The sequence below is a fragment of the Micrococcus sp. KRD070 genome, from assembly GCF_017168435.1.
GTDB classification, from domain to species: domain Bacteria; phylum Actinomycetota; class Actinomycetes; order Actinomycetales; family Micrococcaceae; genus Micrococcus; species Micrococcus luteus.
This window is the reverse complement of sequence record NZ_JABFNH010000004.1, coordinates 108,035-126,046: the sequence shown is the minus strand read 5'-3', so window position 1 is coordinate 126,046 and position 18,012 is coordinate 108,035. Positions and strand designations below refer to the sequence as shown.

Below are 18,012 nucleotides of genomic sequence, written 5' to 3'. Positions count from 1 at the left end.
CCGGGACCGTCCCGCAGGTCGACGCCGCCGAGCCCGCCGCCCCCGAGGCCCCGGCCGGGCCCGCCGGCCCCACCTTCCTGGACCTCGGCCTGGACGCCCGCGTGCTGGCCGCCGTCGAGGACCTGGGCTACACCCGCCCCTCGCCGATCCAGGAGGCGACCATCCCGCTGCTGCTGGACGGCCGCGACGTCGTGGGCCTCGCCCAGACCGGCACCGGCAAGACCGGCGCGTTCGCGCTGCCGGCGCTCTCCCGCCTGGCGGAGGCCTCGGACGTCAACGGGCGCGCCAACGCCCCGCAGATCCTCGCCCTGGCCCCCACGCGCGAGCTCGCGCTCCAGCTCGCCGAGGCCTTCGACGCGTACGCCAAGCATCTCGGCGACGTGTCCGTGCTGGCCGTCTACGGCGGTTCGCCCTACGGCCCCCAGCTCTCCGCGCTGCGCCGCGGCGCCCAGGTCGTCGTCGGCACGCCGGGCCGCGTGATCGACCACCTCGAGCGCGGCTCGCTGGACCTCTCCGACCTGCAGACCCTCGTGCTGGACGAGGCGGACGAGATGCTGCGCATGGGCTTCGCGGAGGAGGTGGACCGCATCCTCGCCTCCACCCCGGACACGAAGCAGACCGCGCTGTTCTCCGCCACCATGCCCCCGGCCATCCGCCGCATCTCCGCCCAGTACCTGAACGCCCCGGAGGAGGTGGCCGTCGCCCGTCAGTCGACGACGTCCGCCACCATCCGCCAGCGCTACCTGCAGGTGGGTCACCAGTGGAAGTTCGAGGCCCTGAGCCGGATCCTCGAGACCGAGGAGCACGACGGCGTCATCGCCTTCGTGCGCACCCGTGCCGGTACCGAGGAGCTCGCCCAGAAGCTCACGCGCGCCGGGTTCAAGGCCGTGGCCATCTCCGGCGACGTCGCCCAGAAGCAGCGCGAGAAGACCGTCGAGGACCTGAAGGCCGGCCGCGTGGACATCCTCGTGGCCACCGACGTCGCCGCCCGCGGCCTCGACGTCGAGCGCATCTCGCTCGTGGTCAACTACGACATTCCGCAGGACGCGGAGTCCTACGTGCACCGCATCGGCCGCACCGGCCGCGCCGGCCGGCAGGGCGACGCCGTGCTCTTCATGACCCCGCGCGAGCGCTTCCTGCTCAAGCAGATCGAGCGGACCACCCGCCAGCAGGTCGAGGAGATGGCCGTGCCCTCCGTCGCCGACGTCAACGCGGCCCGCAAGCGCCGCTTCGCCGACGGCATCACCCGCACCCTCGAGCGCGCCTCGGAGGAGGAGCTGGCGGTGTTCGGTGAGATCGTCGCCGCGTACGTCGACGAGCACGAGGTCGAGCCGGCGCGTGTGGCCGCCGCGCTGGGCATGATGGCCCAGGGCGGCCGCCCGCTGCTGGCCCGCGAACAGGAGATCCCGTCCGGCGGCGGCCGGGGCCGCAAGGACCGCGACGGCGGTCGCGAGGGTGGGCGCGACGGCGGCCGTGAGCGCGGCGCGAGCGACGGCCGCGGCTCGCGTGGCCCGGCCCGGGAGCCCGCGGCCGGCAACGCGACGTACTGGATCGCCGTCGGCCACCAGGACCGTGTGCGGCCGGGCAACATCGTGGGCGCGCTGGCGAACGAGGTGGGCCTGCCCGCCTCGGCCATCGGCGCGATCGACCTGCGTGGCAACCACTCGCTCGTCGAGCTGCCGGCGGACCTGACCTCGGCCCAGCTCGAGGCCGCGGCCAACGCCGAGATCAACGGCCGTCGCCTCGGCCTGCGCAAGGACACCGGCCGCCCGACCCGCGCCGAGCGCGACGGCGAGGACCGCGGTGAGCGCCGCGGCGGCTTCCGCAAGGACCGCGGCGAGCGCGGCGAGCGCGGCGGCTTCCGCGGGGACCGCGACGGCGGCCAGCGCGGCGGGTACCGCAAGGACCGGGACGACCGCGGCTCCCGCGAGGATCGTGGCGGCTTCCGCAAGGACCGGGACGACCGCAGCTTCCGTGGCGACCGCAGGGGACGCCCCGGCGGCCGCAAGCCCCGCTGGGGCGCCCAGGAGCGCTCGGATCGGGGCGCCCGCCGCTGATTCCGCCGGGGTGCCGACCCCGCCGGAGGCCGTGACCGGGGCCGATTTTGCATCGGCCCCGGGGCCCTGGTAGAGTCTCACCTCGTTGCCCCGATAGCTCAGTGGTAGAGCGCCATCTTGGTAAGATGGAGGTCCCGGGATCGATTCCCGGTCGGGGCTCTGACATGAGAGCCCGCCCTCGCGGCGTGAAAACCGTGAGTGCGGGCGTTCTCGTGTCGTGGCGGCGTAGCTCAGCTGGTTAGAGCGCACGACTCATAATCGTGAGGTCGGGGGATCGAGTCCCCCCGCCGCTACGGAATCGGACGGACCCGGTCACCTCCTCGGAGGGGCCGGGTCCTTTCGCGTTCCGGGGCCCGTCCGTCGCCCCGGTAGCCTGGCGGGCATGTCCACGCGTCGCCCCGCCCACCAGCCCACCCGCGGCACCGCCGCGCCCCGCGGCTTCGTCTCCCCGTGGGAGCACGGCTCCCGGCTGTACCGGACCCTCGTGCTGACCGGCTCCGCGCTGTTCCTCGTGGGCATCGTGCTGGCGGTCGTCGGCGGCACCACCGGACGCCTCGCCGTCTCCGGGACCGCCCTGGGCGTGCTCGGCGCGGGCGTCGCCGTTCACCTGTCCGCTCAGCTCGTGCGCTTCCGCCAGGCCGCCCGCCGGCAGGGGGAGCGGCGCCCCGGCCGTTAGGCTGGACGGCAGTCGAGAACCGTCCCGCAGGAGGCCCGAGTTGAGCGTGAACCCCGACGTCGCCGGGCGGAGCTATCCGCCCGCGCCCCCCTTCCAGGTCGGTCGTGAGGCGGTCCGCGGCTTCGCCGAGGCCGTGCAGGCCCAGCATCCCGCGCACCACGACGTCGCGGCCGCCCGGGCCCTGGGACACGCCGACCTGGTCGCCCCCCCGACCTTCGCCGTCGTCATCGCCCAGCGCGCCGAGGCCGCCGTCGTCGCCGATCCCGAGCTGGGCATCGACTTCTCGCGCGTGGTCCACGCGGACGAGCGCTTCGTCCACCACCGCCCGCTGGTGGCCGGGGACGAGGTCGTGGCGACCGTGCGGGTCGAGGCCGTGAAGTCCCTCGGCGGCAACCGCATGGTCACCACCGTCACCGAGATCGCGGATCTGGACGGCGCGGCCGTCTCCACCGTCACGTCCACCCTGCTGGTCCGGGGAGAGGAGTCCTGATGAGCACCGCCCCCCGCCTGTCCGACCTCGCCCGGGGCGAGGTGGTCGGCACGCGCACCGTCACGTTCACCCGCGCCGACCTCGTCGCCTACGCGGGTGCCTCCGGCGACCGCAACCCGATCCACTGGTCCCCGTCGTTCGCCGAGCACGTCGGCCTGCCCGGCGTCATCGCCCACGGGATGCTCACCATGGGCGCGGCCGTGCAGCTCGTCTCGGACTGGGCGGGCGACCCGGGCGCCGTCGTCGACTACCAGACCCGCTTCACCGGCATGGTGCCCGTCGCGGACACCACGGGGCGCACGGACGACGACGGCGCGCCCGTCCCCGGCGCCACGCTCGAGGTCGTCGGCACGGTCGGCGCCGTGGACGAGGCCGCCGGGACCGTGCGGATCGACCTGAACGTCACCAACCCGGACGCGGCGAAGCCGCGCGTGCTGACCAAGGCGCAGGCCGTGGTCCGTCTGGCCGACCCCGCGGGGGAGAGCGCGTGAGCGAGCGGCTGGCGGACCACACCACCACCCGCGTCGGCGGGCCTGCGCGCGCGTGGGTCACCGCGCGCACCGAGGCCGAGGCGATCGAGGCCGTGCGCGCCGCCGACGCGGCGGGCGAGCCCCTGTTCGTCCTCGGCGGCGGTTCCAACACCCTCATGGCGGACGCCGGCTTCCCCGGCACCGTCGTGCGGCTGGCCTTCGAGGGCATCCACGTGCTGGACGGGCCGCTGCCCGGCGAGGGCGAGACGCCGCCCGCCGGCGACGGGGCCCGGTCCGCGGACCACGAGGGGGAGGCCGTCGTCGTGCGGATCGCGGCGGGCCACCCGTGGGACGACGCCGTCGCATGGACCGTGGCGCACGGGCTCGGCGGGATCGAGGCGCTCTCGGGCATCCCGGGCTCGGCCGGCGCGACGCCCGTGCAGAACGTCGGCGCGTACGGCGCGGACGTCTCGCAGGTGCTCGTCGCCCTGCGCGCGTGGGACCGGGAGGCGGGCGACGTCGTCGAGCTGACGCCCGCGGACCTGCGCTTCGGCTACCGCGACTCCGTGATCAAGCGCTCCATGCTGGAGACCGGCGCGCCGAGTCCCCGGTGGATCGTGCTCTCGATCGACCTGCGGCTGCGTCGCGCCTCCTCCGACGCCGAGCCGACGGTGCCGGTCCGCTACGGGCAGCTGGCGGCCGCGCTCGACGTCGAGGAGGGCGCCCATGCCCCGCTCGCGGTGGTCCGCCGCGAGGTGCTGGCCCTGCGCGCCGCCAAGGGGATGGTGTCCGATCCGGCGGACCCGGACACGTGGTCCACGGGCAGCTACTTCACAAACCCGATCGTGCCCGCGTCCGTGCGGGCCTCCCTGCCCGACGGCGCCCCGGCGTTCGCCGCCGGCCAGGCCGAGGACGGGACGCCGCTCGTGAAGCTCTCGGCGGCCTGGCTGATCGATCGCGCGGGCTTCGCGAAGGGCTTCGGGCTGCCCGAGGTCGCCCCCCGCGAGGGCGGGCCGGACGGCCGCGGAGCCGACGGCACCGGCCTGGCCGGGGGCCGCGCGTCGGTGTCCACGAAGCACACCCTCGCCATGACCAACCGCGGCGACGCGACCACCGAGGACGTCCTGACGGTCGCGCGCACCGTGCGCGACGGCGTGCGCGAACGCTTCGGCGTCGAGCTGCACCCCGAGCCGATGATCATCGGCACCAGCCTCTGACCCCTCACTTTCGTTCGGGAAACGGCGCCCCCAGGAGTGCTTTCGTTCGGGAAACGGCGCCCCTTGGCGGGGCGGGCGCCGTTTCCCGAACGACAACGACCGAACACCCGCCGTTTCCCGAACGAAAACGGGGGCCGGGGGCGGGGGGGTACGGGGGCCGGGGCTGGGCCGGGTGCGCGCCGCCGCGCCGGCGTCGCGGCTCAGAGGTTGCCGGTGGCGATCATCAGCATGCGGCGCACGGGCTCGGCCGCACCCCACAGCAGCTGGTCGCCGACGGTGAACGCCGACAGGTACTCGGGACCCATGTTGAGCTTGCGCAGCCGGCCGACGGGGATCTGCAGGGTGCCGGTCGCGGCGATCGGGGTCAGGTCGGTGACCGTGGCCTCCTTGGTGTTCGGCACCACCTGCACCCACTCGTTGTCCGCGGCGATGATCTGCTCGACCTCGTCCAGCGGCACGTCCCGGGTGAGCTTGAGGGTGAGGGCCTGCGAGTGGGAGCGCATGGCGCCGATCCGCACGCACAGCGAGTCGAACGGGATCCGGTCCGCCCCGGTCAGTCCGAGCACCTTGTTGGTCTCGTCGTAGGCCTTGCGCTCCTCGCGGGAGACGCCGTCGCCCAGGTCGGAGTCGATCCAGGGGATCAGCGAGCCACCCAGCGGCACGCCGAACTGCGTCGAGTCCAGGCCGCCGCGCTGCAGCTCGATCACCTTGCGGTCGATCTCGAGGATCGCCGACGCCGGATCGGCCAGCTCGGCCCGCACCGCGCCGCCCAGCTCGGCGTACTGGGTGAGCAGCTCGCGCATGTGCCGGGCGCCGCCGCCGGAGGCCGCCTGGTAGGTCATGGCGGTGCCCCACTCGACCAGGCCCGCCTTGAACAGGCCCCCCAGGCCCATGAGCATGCAGGAGACGGTGCAGTTGCCGCCGATGAAGTCCTTCGTCCCGTTCGCCAGGGCGGCGTCGATGACGCCGCGGTTCACGGGGTCCAGCGCGATCACGGAGGTGTCCGCCATGCGCAGGGTGGAGGCGGCGTCGATCCAGATGCCGTCCCAGCCGGCGGCGCGCAGCTTCGGGTACACGGCCTGCGTGTAGTCCCCGCCCTGCGCGGTGAGGATCACGGGCAGGGCCTTGAGCGCGTCCACGTCGTACGCGTCCTGGAGCACGCCCGGGTCACCGGCCATGCCCTCGAGCACGGGCGCGGGACCGCCGGCGTTGGACGTGGAGAAGAAGACGGGATGGATACGGGCGAAGTCGCCCTCCTCGGCCATGCGCTGCAGGAGGACGGACCCCACCATGCCGCGCCAGCCGACCAGGCCCACGGTGGGCACGGCGGCCGCGTCGGGGGCGTTCACAGATGCGGGGGCAGCGGAAGTCATGCCCTCCAGGCTAGCGGCCCTGCTGCGCGCGCTTCCGCTTGTTCCACGCGATGAGACCGCCCACGGCGAACACCTGGGTCAGCACGAGCAGGAACACCAGCCCGGCGAGGGTCTTGCCCTGCAGCACGAGGATCAGCCCGAACACGGCGCACACGAACGCCAGCACGGGCAGGGCGACGAGCGCGAGGAACGAGACCGCCTGCGGGGAGAGCAGACGCTGGTCGGAGTCGGTCGAGGCCATGTCAGTCGCGTTCCCATCGTTCGAAGCGGTGGCGCGGGCCGGAGGCGGAGTCCAGCCACGCGTCGGGGGCGGGGTCGACGGCGGTGCGCCGCCAGCGGGCGTCGAGCGGCGGGGCGTGCGTGTCGCCGTCGACGTCGGCGTCGATCACGGTCACCTCGGCGCGCGAGGCCACGTCGAGGGCCTGCTCGTAGAGGGTCGCCCCGCCGATCACCCACACGGTGTCACAGCCGTCGGCCTCGGCCGCGGCGGCCAGGGCCGCCCCGAAGCCCGGCACGACGACGGCACCCGCGGCCCGCAGCTCCGCGCCGGCCTCCTCGGTGGCCGTCAGGGTGCGGGAGACCACGATGTTCGTGCGCCCGGGCAGCGGGCGGAACCGCGCCGGGAACGACTCCCACGTGCGCCGGCCCATGATCACGGGGTGGCCGTGCGTGTGGGCCCGGAAGTGGGCGAGGTCCTCGGGCACGTGCCACGGCATGGTGCCGTCGCGGCCGATGACGCGCTCGGGGGTCTGGGCCCAGATCATGGCGATCACGGGCTCGGTGGGACGGGTGGCCCGGCTCATGGGGTCGCTGCGCATCCTCGGCTCAGACGGCGATCGGCGCCGTGATGGTGGGGTGGTGACGGTAGTCGAGGACCTCGAAGTCCTCGTAGTCGTAGTCGAAGATCGACGCGGGGGTGCGCCGCAGCCGCAGCCGCGGGTACGGGTACGGCTCGCGGGAGAGCTGCTCGCGCACCTGCTCCTCGTGGTTCGCGTAGATGTGCGCGTCCCCACCGGTCCACACGAACTCGCCGGGCGTCAACCCGGTCTGCTGCGCGACCATCACCGTGAGCAGCGCGTACGAGGCGATGTTGAACGGCACGCCGAGGAACAGGTCCGCCGAGCGCTGGTAGAGCTGGCATGAGAGCCGCCCGGGGGCGCCGTCCTGACCGGGGGAGACGTAGAACTGGAACAGCGCGTGGCACGGCGGCAACGCCATCTCGTCCACCTCGGCGGGGTTCCACGCGGTGACGATGTGCCGGCGCGAGTCGGGGTTCGTCCGGATCTGCTCCACGACCTTGGCGATCTGGTCGATGTGGCCCCCGTCCGGGGTGGGCCACGAGCGCCACTGCACGCCGTAGACGGGGCCGAGCTCGCCGTCCTCGTCCGCCCACTCGTTCCAGATCCGCACGCCGCGCTCCTGGAGCCACCGCACGTTCGAGTCCCCGCGCAGGAACCACAGCAGCTCGAGCGCGACCGACTTGAAGTGCACGCGCTTGGTCGTGATCAGCGGGAAGGACTCGGCCAGGTCGAAGCGCAGCTGGCGGCCGAACACGCTGCGCGTGCCCGTGCCGGTCCGGTCCGTCTTGACGGCCCCGTGGGCCATCACGTCGGCGAGGAGGTCCTCGTAGGGGGTGGGGATGCTCACCCGGTCCACTCTAGCGATCCGAGCGGACGCGCTGAGCGTCGTCGACGGCCCGGCGGAGGCGGGTACCGGCAGGGCAGGGCCCCGCCCCCGGTCAGCCGTGGAAGACCATGTCCTGGTACTCGGGGTAGCGGCGCAGGTAGTCCTCCACGTAGGAGCACTCGGGCACGATCCGGTCACCCTCCGCGCGCAGCCGGTCCAGGACCATGGTCACGAGGGCGCGGGCGTAGCCGCGGCGGCCGAACTGCTCGTCGATGATGGTGTGCTGCAGGCGCAGGACCACGGTGTCCTCGCCGTCCGCGCCGCGCACGGTCTCCTGGTCGTAGCCGAGGAACCCGATGAAGGTCCCGTCCTGGCGCAGCTCGAAGCGCTGACGGTCCGGGTCCCGGGTCACCGTGAGGCGCTCGTGGACGATCTTCTCGGGCTGGCTCTGGGCGGCGGTGTTCTCCATGACCCGAGCCTAGGGCCGGGGGCGGGCCCGCTCAACGGTGGCCCGGTCGCGCGGGCGGCTCAGTCGTCCCAGGGGTCGTAGACCTCGACGGCCACCACGTCGCCGTCGAGGTCGAGCGCGCGGTGCGCCACGAGCACAGCGCCGGGCCGCAGCCACGGGTCCTCGGTCGGCAGGGCCCGCAGCACGCGGTCCGCCTGGCCGGCGGCCGCGTCCTCGACCACCTCGAACAGCGTCGGCAGCACCGGCCGGTGCGTGCACACGACCAGCGGCCGGGAGCGGCCCATGAGCTCGGCCATCACCTTGCGGGTCTTCTTGGGCTTCTCCCGGGCCGTGGTCTCCGTGAACGCGCCCTTGGTCTTCAGCGGCAGCCGGCTGGACTTCACGAGCGGGGCCAGCGTCTCCACGCAGCGGCGCCACGGGGAGGAGACCAGCCGCTCCGGCCGCCAGGCCGCCACGAGGCCCTCGACGGCGAGCGCCTGCCGCCGGCCCGTCGCCGCCAGCGGACGCTCCTGCTCGGCGCGGGACCACGAGGAGCGGGGCTTGGCCTTGGCGTGGCGCAGCACCAGCAGCGGCACGGTCCGCAGGCGCCCCCGGGAGGCGGCACGCAGCAGCAGGTCGAGCGGTTCGTGATCCGAGCCGTTCGTCAGCAGCCGCCGGGCCTCGTCCGGCCCGACCCAGCGGACCTCGTCCACCTCGTCGCCGTCGGGGAGGGCGCGCTGGCCGTCGACCTCGGCGGCCCAGTACCAGACCTCCTTGCTCTGACGTACGCCCCGCTTGCCGGGCACCTCGTACGCGGTCACGCACAGCGGGATGCCCGGCCGCAGCTCCAGGCCGACCTCCTCGCGCAGCTCGCGCACCGCGCACTCCGGCAGCGTCTCACCCGGATCGAGCTTGCCCTTGGGCCACGACCAGTCGTCGTAGCGGGGCCGGTGGATCACCATCACCTCGAGGCCGCCGGGCACGCGGCGCCACGGCAGCATGCCGGCGGCCAGCACCTCGGCGCGGGGGCCTTCCGAGGCGCGGTCCTCCGTGGACCAGCGGGCGACGCGGTCGACGTGGGACGAAGGCATGGGGCGGGTTCCTCTCGGGGTGCGGCGGCCGCGACGACTGCTGGGGCAGGGCACGGGGCGTGGCCGACCCCACGGGGGCCGGCCTCACCAGGATACGAGGCCGCCGGGATGTGCCCGGCCGGTCCCCGCCCGAGGGTCTCAGGGGCGGCGGTACTGGGCGTCGGCGGCGAACAGCTCGAAGCCGAGGGACGCGTAGAGCGCGACGGCGGCCGTGTTGTCCGCGTCCACGTACAGGTCCACGACGTCGACTCCCTGCTCCGCCATCCGGTGCAGCCCCGCCAGCGTCAGGGCCCGACCGAGGCCGAGGCCCTGGGCGTCGGGGGAGACGCCCACGGCGTACACCTCCCCGACGCGCGGGCCGTCGGCTCCGGCATCCGGCTCCACCTTCGTCCAGTGGAAGCCGAGCAGCCGCCCGTCCGCCTCGCGGGCGGCGAGCAGGAGGCCGTCGGCGTCGAACCAGTCCTCCGCCATGCGGTCGTCGAGGTCGGCGCGGGTCAGGCTGCCCTGTTCGGGGTGGTCCGCGAAGGCGGCGGCGTTCACGTCCAGCCAGGCCTGCTCGTCCTGGCCGGGGACGAAGCCGCGCAGGGCCACCCCGTCGGCTAGCCGCACCTCCGGCAGGGCCGCGAGCGCCGCGTGCGACAGGCGCATCCGGCGCAGCTCGCGGACGGGCTCGAGGCCGTGCCGCCGGGCGAGCCGGACCGCCCCCGGGAGCATGCCGTGGGCCCAGACGCTCGTGGTCTCCTCCCGCGCCAGGTCCCGGACCGCGGCGGCCGCGGCGTCGGCCAGGACCGTCCCCCGGCCGGTGCGGCGTGCGGTCGGGTCGACGACGAGCTCGAGCACCGCCGCCGCGCCCTCGGGCACGAGCACGGCCGCCCCGTCGATCGCGCCGTCCGGGCCCCGGGTGGCCCCCCACCAGAGCTGCCCGCCGCGGGCGAGCAGCACGCGCGTCTGGTCCGACAGCGGGGGATGACCGTCCGCCGCCCCGGCGCGGTCGGCCAGGTCCAGGACGGCGCTCGCCTCCTCCGGGCGCGGGGTGACGACGCGCGGCATGCCGTCGGCGTCGGAGGTCGTGGGGGTGGGGTGTTCGGCCATGCCGGCCACCCTACGGAAGGAGGACGGTGGCCCGCGAGGTGCGCCCCGCCGTCGCCCGCCCAGGGCCGAGCCGGTGCGCACCTGGCAGGATGGGGCAGGTGATGCGCTTGTCCATGGCCCTGAGTGCGGCCGTCGCCGCCCTCGTCCTGGGCGGTGCCGCGTTGCTGGGCCCGGTCCCCGCCGCCCTCGCCGCCGCCGTCGTGATCCTGGTCATCGCCTGGGGCTGGCCGCGGCAGATGGGGGCGCCCGCGCGCCTCTCGCTCAGCGTCACCCTGGCCGTCGCCGGGGGCATCGCGGTGCTGCTCATGCTGCTGTGGCCGCCGCTCGAGGACGGCCACAGCGGGGCCTGGACGCTCTTCGAGCCGCTCGCCGTCGTCGTCGCCTGGAGCACCATGGCCTCGTTCGTCGTCCAGCTGGTGCGCGGGACCGGCCGGCCGCTGCGCCTCGAGTCCACCGTCGCCACGATGGGCGGGGCGTTCATGGCCGTCGTGACGGCGTGCTGGGTGGCCGTCTCACGCTGGACCGACACCCCTGCGGTCGCCGGGCTGGTCATCACGCTGGCGGTCACGGTGGCCGCGGTCTCCCTCGTCGGCCTCACCCCGTGGATGCAGGGCCGGCCGGGAGTCCTGGCGCTCGTCGTCATCCCCCTCGGCACGGTGCTCGCGTGGCCCGTCTCCGCGCTGGCCGGCGTGGGCGCCCGGGACCGGCCGGCCGTCATGGCCGCGGCGCTCGCGGTGGCCGTGCTGGTGTCCCTGACCGCCGCCACGGCGCCGTCGTCGCGGCCGCGGCCCGAGGACCGGCCGGTGGGCACCACCCTGCGCCCGCGCCGGGCGGGCTACGCCCTCGCGTTGGCGCCCGTGGGAGCGGCCGGCGTCGTGGCGCACGTCATGGTGGGCTTCCTGGCCTGACAGGTCCGACCCGCTCGGTAGGATGTCCCGCATGGATACCCTTCTTGCGCTCGAGATCTTCTTCCTGGCCCTCGTGGTCCTGGCCGGCCTGGGCATGGCCGCCGTCGCCGCGGTCGTCATCAACGGCCTCTTCAAGGGCCAGCGCTGAGGACGCGCGGCCCGCTGGCGGGCCGCGCCGTGATCTGCCATGGCGACTGAACTCCCGTACGACCTCACCCCAGAGCTCGCCCCCCTGTCCTGGCTCATCGGCAGCTGGGAGGGCCAGGGCCGCCTCGGCGACGGCTCCGCCGACACCGAGATCTTCTACCAGCGGGTGGACTTCACCGAGCACGGTCTGCCGTTCGTGGAGTACCGCGCGGAATCGTGGCTGTGCGAGGCGGACGGCACGCTGCTGCGTCCGCTGACCGTCGAGTCCGGCTTCTGGCAGGTGGACCGGGAGCGGCGCGACGGCGACGTCGGCCCCGGCATGCGCCCGGCGGACATCGTCCCCGCGTTCCGCTCCGCCGAGGACGTCGAGCGGCTGCGCGCCGGCGACGAGGGCTTCGGCCTGACCGCCACCATCACGCATCCGGGCTCGCTGTCCGAGCTGTACTACGGCCGCATCAAGGGCCCGCAGCTGCAGTTGGCCACGGAGGCGATCCTGCGCGGCTCCGCCGCCGGCCCGTACCACCGGGCCACACGCATGGCCGGTCTCGTGAACGGGCAGCTGTTCTGGCGCTGGGACGTCGCGGACGCCGCGGGCGCCGAGCTCCAGGCGCACGCCTCCGCCATCCTGGACCGCATGCCGAGCGCGGCCGAGGGTCGGCTCGCCCCGGGGGCCGAGCGTCCTCGCGGCGCCGGCGGGCGGAAGCACGGGGAGCAGTCGTGACGGCCTCCCGCAGCCCGCTGCTGGACCTGGCCGTGGCCGAGCCGCAGGGGCCGGCCGGCGGCGCCGTCGAGGGCCGCGGCCCGGACGCCGGCGTCGCCGCGCACTACGGTCGCCCCCTGCCCGAGCAGCGCGCCCTCGCCCGGGGCCGCGCCCTGGTCGACCTCTCCCACCGGGCCGTACTCTCCGTGTCCGGCCCGGACCGGCTGAGCTGGCTGCACACGCTCGGCACGCAGCACGTCGAGACGCTGCCCCCCGGCACAAGCACCGAGATCCTCTTCCTCGACGTGCAGGGGCGGATCGAGCACGCCGCCCACCTGCTCGAGGACGGCGCCGCGGCCTGGCTCGTCACGGACCGCGAGGACGGCCCGGGCCTCGCCGCGTGGCTCACCTCGATGCGCTTCTCCCACGACGTCACGCTGCGGGACCACACTGGGGCGGTCGCCGTCGTGGGCGCCACCGCGCCCGTGCCCGGCTGGGAGGACCGCACCGTGTGGCTGGACCCGTGGCCGCGCGTCGGGGCGGGCGGCTGGGCCTACACGGCCGATCCGGATCCGGCGACCCACCCGGGTGCGGACTGGTCCTGGCGCGAGTACCTCGTCACCCGGGCCGACCTCGAGGCCACCGTCCGCGCGCTCGGCACGGGCGTGCTCGCGGGCTGGTCCCTGGCGGGCACGACGGCGGCCGAGGCGCTGCGCATCGAGGCCGGCCGCCCCCGCCGGGCCCTCGACGTGGACGACCGCGCGATCCCGCACGAGCTGGACCTGCTGCGCACCGCCGTGCACCTCGAGAAGGGCTGCTACCGCGGTCAGGAGACCGTGGCGCGCGTGCACAACCTGGGCCGCCCGCCCCGCCGCCTCACCCGCCTGCTCCTGGACGGCTCCGTCCACGCGCTCCCCGAGCACGGTGCCCCCGTGATCCTCCGGCCGGCCGAGGACACGCCCGAGGCCCGCGCCGCCGCCCGTCCGGTGGGGACGGTCACCGCCGCGGCCCAGCACCATGAGGCGGGCGCCGTCGCCCTGGCGCTGCTCAAGCGCACGGTGCCCGTGGACGCCGAGCTGCTGGTCCGCGAGGACGCTCCCGGCGAGGACGGTGCCGCCGAGGGCGGCTGGATCGCCGCGAGCCAGGAGCCGCTCGTGTCCCCGGACGCCGGGCAGGTCGTCGGCCGACCGCGCGGCGTGGGCCGCCTGCGCTGACCGACTCGCCGGCTCAGTCCAGCGCGAGGACGGTCCGCGTGCCCGCCGCCTCCAGCCCGACGGCGATCGCCACGTGGTGCGCGGCTGTGTGGCCCGCCGGCACCTCGGCGAACGGCAGCAGCCCCTCCAGCGCCGCCCGGTCCATCGCCACGGCCACCGCGTAGCGGCCGAGCCCACGACCGCGCAGCCGCGGTGGGGTGAGGGTGCCCAGCGAGGCCAGCACGCCGCCCGTCACGCGATGCCCCGCCGCCGCCACCGCGGCTTCGATCGCCCGTCCCGCGCCGTCGTCGGGAACGAGCGCGACCGAGGACTCCCAGGAGGGGACACCCGCCTCGGCCACGTCGTCTGCGGGGGCCTGCGCGACCACGGCGTGGACGTGGGTGGGGTCGTCGGACACGGCGACGGTGCGCGAGGGGTCGACCGGCGGCGGTTCCTCGGCGGCGTAGAGCGTGAACTCGCCGCGGGAGCGCACGGCCTCCCCGGCGGCGGCGCGCACCGCCGTCCGCAGCAGGGCCGACTCCACGCCCAGCGCCTCGGCGGGCACGCCGCGGCAGGCACGCGTGAACCACGCCGGCCCCGCCACGACGGTGGCCCAGGGCAGGGCCAGCACCTCCGCCTCGGCCACATCCTGCCGGGCCACCTCGATGCGGCGCGGCTCGGCGCCCGCCGCCGGGGCGTCGCCGGGCAGGAGCGCGGTGTCGGGCAGGCCGAGCCGACGCGCCAGCCCGAGGGCCAGCACGCCGACGGCGGGGTGGTCGGGTCTCACCGGCCGAACAGGATCTTCGCCTCGTCGTAGCGGGAGACCGGCACCTTCTTGAGGCCCTTGAGGGCGGCGCTCATGGGGATGGAGATGATCTCCGTGCCGTTGGCCGCCACCATCTGTCCCCAGCGGCGCTGGGCGACGAGGTCGACGGCGCCCATGCCGAAGCGCGTGGAGAGCACGCGGTCCGTGGCGGTGGGGGCGCCGCCGCGCTGGATGTGGCCCAGGATGGTGCTGCGCGTCTCGATGCCGGTCATCTCCTCGATCTCGCGGGTCACCCACTCGCCGATGCCGCCCAGACGCGGCCGGCCGGACGCCTCGACGCCGGCCTCGGCCAGCGGGTCGTCGTGGCCCTCGGGGACGAAGCCCTCCGCCACCACGACCAGCGGGGAGCGACCGCGGTCGTGGACCTGCTGCACCCACTCGGCGACCTGGGACATCGGGGTGCGGACCTCGGGGATGAGGATCGCGTGGGCGCCGGCGGCCATGCCCGAGTGCAGGGCGATCCAGCCGACGTGGCGGCCCATGACCTCGGCGACCATGCAGCGGTGGTGGGACTCGCCCGTGGTGCGCAGCCGGTCCATGGCGTCCGTGGCGATCTGCACGGCCGTGTCGAAGCCGAACGTGTAGTCGGTGCCCTGCAGGTCGTTGTCGATCGTCTTGGGCACGCCCACGATCGGCAGCCCGTCCGCGGCCAGGCGGTTCGCGCCGGCCAGGGTGCCCTCGCCGCCGATCGCGATGACGGCGTCGATGTCCAGCTCGCGCAGGTTGCGGAGCATGTTCTCCGGGCCGCCGCCCTCCGCGTTGTAGGGGTGCGTGCGGGAGGTGCCGAGGATGGTGCCGCCGGTGCGGGCCAGGCCGCGCACGCGGGAGCGGGGCAGGTCCTCGACGTCCTTCTCGATCAGGCCGGACCACCCGTTGCGGATGCCCACCATCTCCATGTCGTACGACTTGATGCCGTGCAGGACGGCGGAGCGGATGACGGCGTTGAGCCCGGGGCAGTCGCCTCCGGAGGTGAGCATTCCGACGCGCATGGGGGTCCTCTCGGGCGTTCTCGTGCGGGGGGTTGGCACCACCCTAGGCGCGCCCGCCCCGTCGCGTCAGGGGACGGGCGACGGGCGGCGGGTCAGCCGAGGGCCACGAGGACGGCGACCTGGAGGGCCGTCGCACCCACGAGGATGCCGCTCGCCGGGCCGAGGGTGCCGGGACGACGGCCGCTGAGCAGAGCGCCCAGCATGACGGGGGCGATCACCGCGAGCGCGGCCACGAGCATCGGCACCGCCAGCAGCGTGGGGGTCGGACCGACACCGAGCAGCAGGCTGATCCCGAGGGCGGCGAGCGCGGCGAGGACGGCCCCGGCGTAGGTGGCGGCCTGCGCGATCGGCCCGAGGCGCGGCTTTGCGGCCGTGGCTGCGGACCCCGAGCCGGTCGGGGCGGTGGCCGCCCGGGGGGCCTCCTCGGCCAGGCGCGCCGCGGCTCGCCGCTCGCGGGAGTGGACGTGGTCGCGCCAGGTGCCGGTCGCGGGGTCGATCCACTCGGGGCGGAAGCCGTGCGGGTCGGTGACCTCGGCCGCCCGCTCGCGCGGACCTCCGCCGACGTACCAGGCCGGGCGCGGCACGGCGTGGGCGGGCTGGTCGGCGTCGGGGACCCGGCCCGGGGCCACGCGGGCCTGCGCCCGGCCGTCCCAGCGGGTCACGAGCCACCAGACGAGCACGGCCAGCGCGCCCAGGCCCACGAGGGAGCCGGGGCCGCCCACGGCCGGGGCGATGAGGGTGAACCCGGCGCCGAGCAGCAGGTTGAGGGCGCCGATCGCCCCGATCACGCCGATGGCCACGGTGGCGTCCTGCCACTCCCCGCGGCGCAGGCGGCCGAACTGCACGCGTCCGTCGGCGTCGGGGAGCACGGCCCAGGCGGCCGCGTAGGCCAGCAGGCCCAGACCCGCGGAGATCATGCACACGGCGACGAACACGCCGCGGGCGAGCAGCGGGTCGATGCGGTAGCGCTCGGCCACCCCGCCGAGCACCCCGCCGACCCACGAGGCCGGCGAGCGGCGCACGCCCCAGCTCAGGACGGCGCGGCGCAGCCAGCCCGGCAGGGCGTTCAGTCCGTCGGGGCCGGTCTCGCCCGCGGCGGCTCCGTCGGGGGCGACGTGGGGGCCGGGGCCGGTGAACGGGTCGGGTGTGCTCGTCATGTCTCCATTCTCGTCCGCCTCCGGTCCCCGCCCATCCGGGAACTCCCGGAATCCTCCCCGGATGTGCCGCCCCGTCCGACGCGGCAGGATGGGGACATGCCCACCCCGTCCGCGCCCGCGCCGGCCCCGCGTCCGCCGTTGATGCGGCACGGGGCCGACCGTCCGGTGTCCGGCGTCGCCGCGGGGCTCGCCCGGCACCTCGGGATGCCCGCCGGCCGCGTCCGCGCGGCCCTGGCGCTGCTGAGCCTGCTGGGCGGCGCGGGCCTGGCCCTGTACGTGTGGCTCTGGCTGCTCATGCCGGAGGAGGGTCCGGACGGCGCCCCCGCCGCCGACGCCCCCACCCTGCGTGGTCGCGCCCCCGAGGTGCTCGAGCGGGTGCGCGAGGGCGGCTGGCCGGTGCTGCTGGCCGCCGTGGTGCTCGGCGTGGGCGTGCTGACCGTCGCGGACGGCCTCGGCCTCGCCGTCGACTGGGCGCTCGTGGGCCCGGTGGCCGTCCTCGTGATCGGCCTCGGCCTGGCCTGGATGCAGCTCGACCTGGCGGGCGGGCCCCGGGCCGGGCGGAGCGGACGACTGGTCCGCCTCGTGCTCGGCACGGCCCTCGTGCTGCTGGCGGTGCTGGCCATCGTCCTGGGCGCCGTGAGCTCGGGCGAGCTGTGGCGGGCTCTGCTGGCCGCCGTCGCGATGCTCGCCGGCGCGGCGCTGGTGGCCATGCCCTACGTCCTGGCCTGGCTGCGCCGACGCGACGCGGAGCGGACCGCGTTCGCGGTGCAGGCCCAGCGCGCCGAGATCGCGGCGCACCTGCACGACTCGGTGCTGCAGTCCCTCGCCCTCATCCAGCGGCGCGCCCAGGACGCGGACGCGGTGGCCCGGGTGGCCCGCGCCCAGGAGCGTGAGCTGCGTCAGTTCCTCGCCCTGGACTCCCGCGGCGGCCCGCACTCCCTGGCGGAGGCGCTCGACCAGCACGCCGCCGCCGTCGAGGACGCCCACGGGGCCCGGGTGGAGGTCGTGGCCGTGGGGCGGGCCGCGGGGGCGTGGCTCGAGCCGCTCGCGGCCGCGGCGCGCGAGGCCATGCAGAACGCGGCCCGGCACGCCGGCGACGCGCAGGTCTTCGCGGAGGCCGGTGAGGACGACCGCGGCCGCACCGTCGCGGAGGTGTTCGTCCGGGACCGCGGTCCCGGCTTCGACCTGCCCACGGTCCCGGCCGACCGGCTCGGCGTGCGGGAGTCGATCCTCGGCCGCATGGAGCGTGCCGGCGGGACCGCCCGCATCCGGTCCGGCCCGGGCGGCACCGAGGTCCACCTGACCCTGACCGAGCCCGAGGGTGCGCGAGCGCGCACCGGACAGGAGCACCCATGACCGACCCCGCCCCGCGCACGGCCGTCATCGTGGACGACCACGCGATCTTCCGCTCCGGCCTGCGCGCCGACCTGGACCCGGACCGACTGGCCATCGTCGGTGAGGCCGGGGACGTGGACGAGGCCGTCCGCGCCGTGCTGGACCTGGCGCCGGATGTGGTGCTGCTGGACGTGCACCCTGTCTCTTATACACCTCT

Annotated in this window: 20 protein-coding genes and 2 tRNA genes; 12 read left to right on the top strand and 10 right to left on the bottom strand. The window is 75.6% G+C overall.

Annotation, left to right across the window (positions count from 1 at the left end; all coding sequences use genetic code 11):
* The 7 genes from J1M38_RS01540 to J1M38_RS01510 all read left to right on the top strand — a co-directional run.
* A partial coding sequence (locus J1M38_RS01540; RefSeq protein WP_206501153.1) for a DEAD/DEAH box helicase occupies nt 1-2,057 on the top strand: 2,057 nt, incomplete at its 5' end.
* 87 nt (nt 2,058-2,144) lie between these two features.
* Nucleotides 2,145-2,216 (top strand) — tRNA-Thr (locus tag J1M38_RS01535).
* A 60-nt stretch (nt 2,217-2,276) separates the two neighbouring features.
* Nucleotides 2,277-2,350: transfer RNA gene (locus J1M38_RS01530), tRNA-Met, on the top strand.
* Nucleotides 2,351-2,439: 89 nt separating this feature from the next.
* Nucleotides 2,440-2,733 (top strand): hypothetical protein, encoded by a 294-nt coding sequence (locus J1M38_RS01525; protein ID WP_041103577.1) that lies wholly within the window; start codon nt 2,440-2,442, stop codon nt 2,731-2,733.
* A gap of 40 nt (nt 2,734-2,773) precedes the next feature.
* On the top strand, nt 2,774-3,223 hold the full coding sequence (locus J1M38_RS01520; RefSeq protein ID WP_010080353.1) for a MaoC family dehydratase N-terminal domain-containing protein: 450 nt from the start codon (nt 2,774-2,776) through the stop codon (nt 3,221-3,223).
* Complete coding sequence (locus tag J1M38_RS01515) at nt 3,223-3,714, top strand: MaoC/PaaZ C-terminal domain-containing protein (protein ID WP_078025942.1); 492 nt, start codon at nt 3,223-3,225, stop codon at nt 3,712-3,714. Before J1M38_RS01520 ends, J1M38_RS01515 begins: the two co-directional genes overlap by 1 nt.
* Nucleotides 3,711-4,910 carry a UDP-N-acetylmuramate dehydrogenase gene (locus J1M38_RS01510; RefSeq protein ID WP_101965855.1) on the top strand — a complete coding sequence of 400 codons (1,200 nt, stop codon included), beginning with the start codon at nt 3,711-3,713 and terminating at the stop codon, nt 4,908-4,910. The genes J1M38_RS01515 and J1M38_RS01510 overlap by 4 nt, the downstream gene beginning before the upstream one ends.
* A gap of 200 nt (nt 4,911-5,110) precedes the next feature.
* Here J1M38_RS01510 and asd read toward each other — a convergent pair whose 3' ends face one another.
* From asd to mshD, 7 genes are all read right to left on the bottom strand, one after another.
* On the bottom strand, nt 5,111-6,283 hold the full coding sequence (gene asd, locus J1M38_RS01505; RefSeq protein WP_061867133.1) for an aspartate-semialdehyde dehydrogenase: 1,173 nt from the start codon (nt 6,281-6,283) through the stop codon (nt 5,111-5,113).
* Nucleotides 6,284-6,293: 10 nt separating this feature from the next.
* On the bottom strand, nt 6,294-6,524 hold the full coding sequence (locus J1M38_RS01500) for an NF038396 family protein (RefSeq protein WP_041103572.1): 231 nt from the start codon (nt 6,522-6,524) through the stop codon (nt 6,294-6,296).
* Nucleotide 6,525: 1 nt separating this feature from the next.
* Nucleotides 6,526-7,086: a dihydrofolate reductase gene (locus J1M38_RS01495; protein ID WP_041103571.1), complete on the bottom strand. Its 561-nt coding sequence runs from the start codon at nt 7,084-7,086 to the stop codon at nt 6,526-6,528.
* Nucleotides 7,087-7,108: 22 nt separating this feature from the next.
* Nucleotides 7,109-7,939 (bottom strand): thymidylate synthase, encoded by an 831-nt coding sequence (locus J1M38_RS01490; RefSeq protein WP_206481389.1) that lies wholly within the window; start codon nt 7,937-7,939, stop codon nt 7,109-7,111.
* A gap of 82 nt (nt 7,940-8,021) precedes the next feature.
* Nucleotides 8,022-8,378 carry a GNAT family N-acetyltransferase gene (locus J1M38_RS01485; protein WP_041103569.1) on the bottom strand — a complete coding sequence of 119 codons (357 nt, stop codon included), beginning with the start codon at nt 8,376-8,378 and terminating at the stop codon, nt 8,022-8,024.
* Nucleotides 8,379-8,437: 59 nt separating this feature from the next.
* Complete coding sequence (locus J1M38_RS01480) at nt 8,438-9,448, bottom strand: NUDIX domain-containing protein (protein ID WP_206481388.1); 1,011 nt, start codon at nt 9,446-9,448, stop codon at nt 8,438-8,440.
* A 138-nt stretch (nt 9,449-9,586) separates the two neighbouring features.
* A complete protein-coding gene (mshD, locus tag J1M38_RS01475; RefSeq protein ID WP_101967409.1) occupies nt 9,587-10,540 on the bottom strand; it encodes a mycothiol synthase in 954 nt (317 codons plus the stop codon).
* A 101-nt stretch (nt 10,541-10,641) separates the two neighbouring features.
* On the opposite strand from mshD, the gene J1M38_RS01470 reads away from it, so the two are divergent.
* From J1M38_RS01470 to J1M38_RS01460, 3 genes are all read left to right on the top strand, one after another.
* Nucleotides 10,642-11,448: a hypothetical protein gene (locus J1M38_RS01470; protein WP_241246385.1), complete on the top strand. Its 807-nt coding sequence runs from the start codon at nt 10,642-10,644 to the stop codon at nt 11,446-11,448.
* A gap of 187 nt (nt 11,449-11,635) precedes the next feature.
* Complete coding sequence (locus J1M38_RS01465; protein ID WP_049146275.1) at nt 11,636-12,316, top strand: FABP family protein; 681 nt, start codon at nt 11,636-11,638, stop codon at nt 12,314-12,316.
* Entirely contained in the window at nt 12,313-13,509 is a 1,197-nt protein-coding gene (locus tag J1M38_RS01460) for a folate-binding protein YgfZ (RefSeq protein WP_095694872.1), read from the top strand. The genes J1M38_RS01465 and J1M38_RS01460 overlap by 4 nt, the downstream gene beginning before the upstream one ends.
* Nucleotides 13,510-13,522: 13 nt before the next feature.
* Here J1M38_RS01460 and J1M38_RS01455 read toward each other — a convergent pair whose 3' ends face one another.
* The 3 genes from J1M38_RS01455 to J1M38_RS01445 form a co-directional block, all read right to left on the bottom strand.
* Nucleotides 13,523-14,275, bottom strand: a complete 753-nt coding sequence (locus J1M38_RS01455) for a hypothetical protein (protein WP_135019253.1) — start codon at nt 14,273-14,275, stop codon at nt 13,523-13,525.
* Nucleotides 14,272-15,303: a 6-phosphofructokinase gene (locus J1M38_RS01450; RefSeq protein WP_036317733.1), complete on the bottom strand. Its 1,032-nt coding sequence runs from the start codon at nt 15,301-15,303 to the stop codon at nt 14,272-14,274. The genes J1M38_RS01455 and J1M38_RS01450 overlap by 4 nt, the downstream gene beginning before the upstream one ends.
* A 92-nt stretch (nt 15,304-15,395) precedes the next feature.
* Nucleotides 15,396-16,460 carry a PspC domain-containing protein gene (locus J1M38_RS01445; protein ID WP_206481386.1) on the bottom strand — a complete coding sequence of 355 codons (1,065 nt, stop codon included), beginning with the start codon at nt 16,458-16,460 and terminating at the stop codon, nt 15,396-15,398.
* Nucleotides 16,461-16,556: 96 nt separating this feature from the next.
* Between J1M38_RS01445 and J1M38_RS01440 the strand changes: the two genes are divergently transcribed.
* Together J1M38_RS01440 and J1M38_RS01435 are read left to right on the top strand one after the other, a co-directional pair.
* A complete protein-coding gene (locus J1M38_RS01440; protein ID WP_206481385.1) occupies nt 16,557-17,816 on the top strand; it encodes an ATP-binding protein in 1,260 nt (419 codons plus the stop codon).
* On the top strand, nt 17,813-18,012 hold a 200-nt coding region (locus tag J1M38_RS01435), incomplete at its 3' end, for a response regulator transcription factor (protein ID WP_369334547.1). The genes J1M38_RS01440 and J1M38_RS01435, both read left to right, overlap by 4 nt.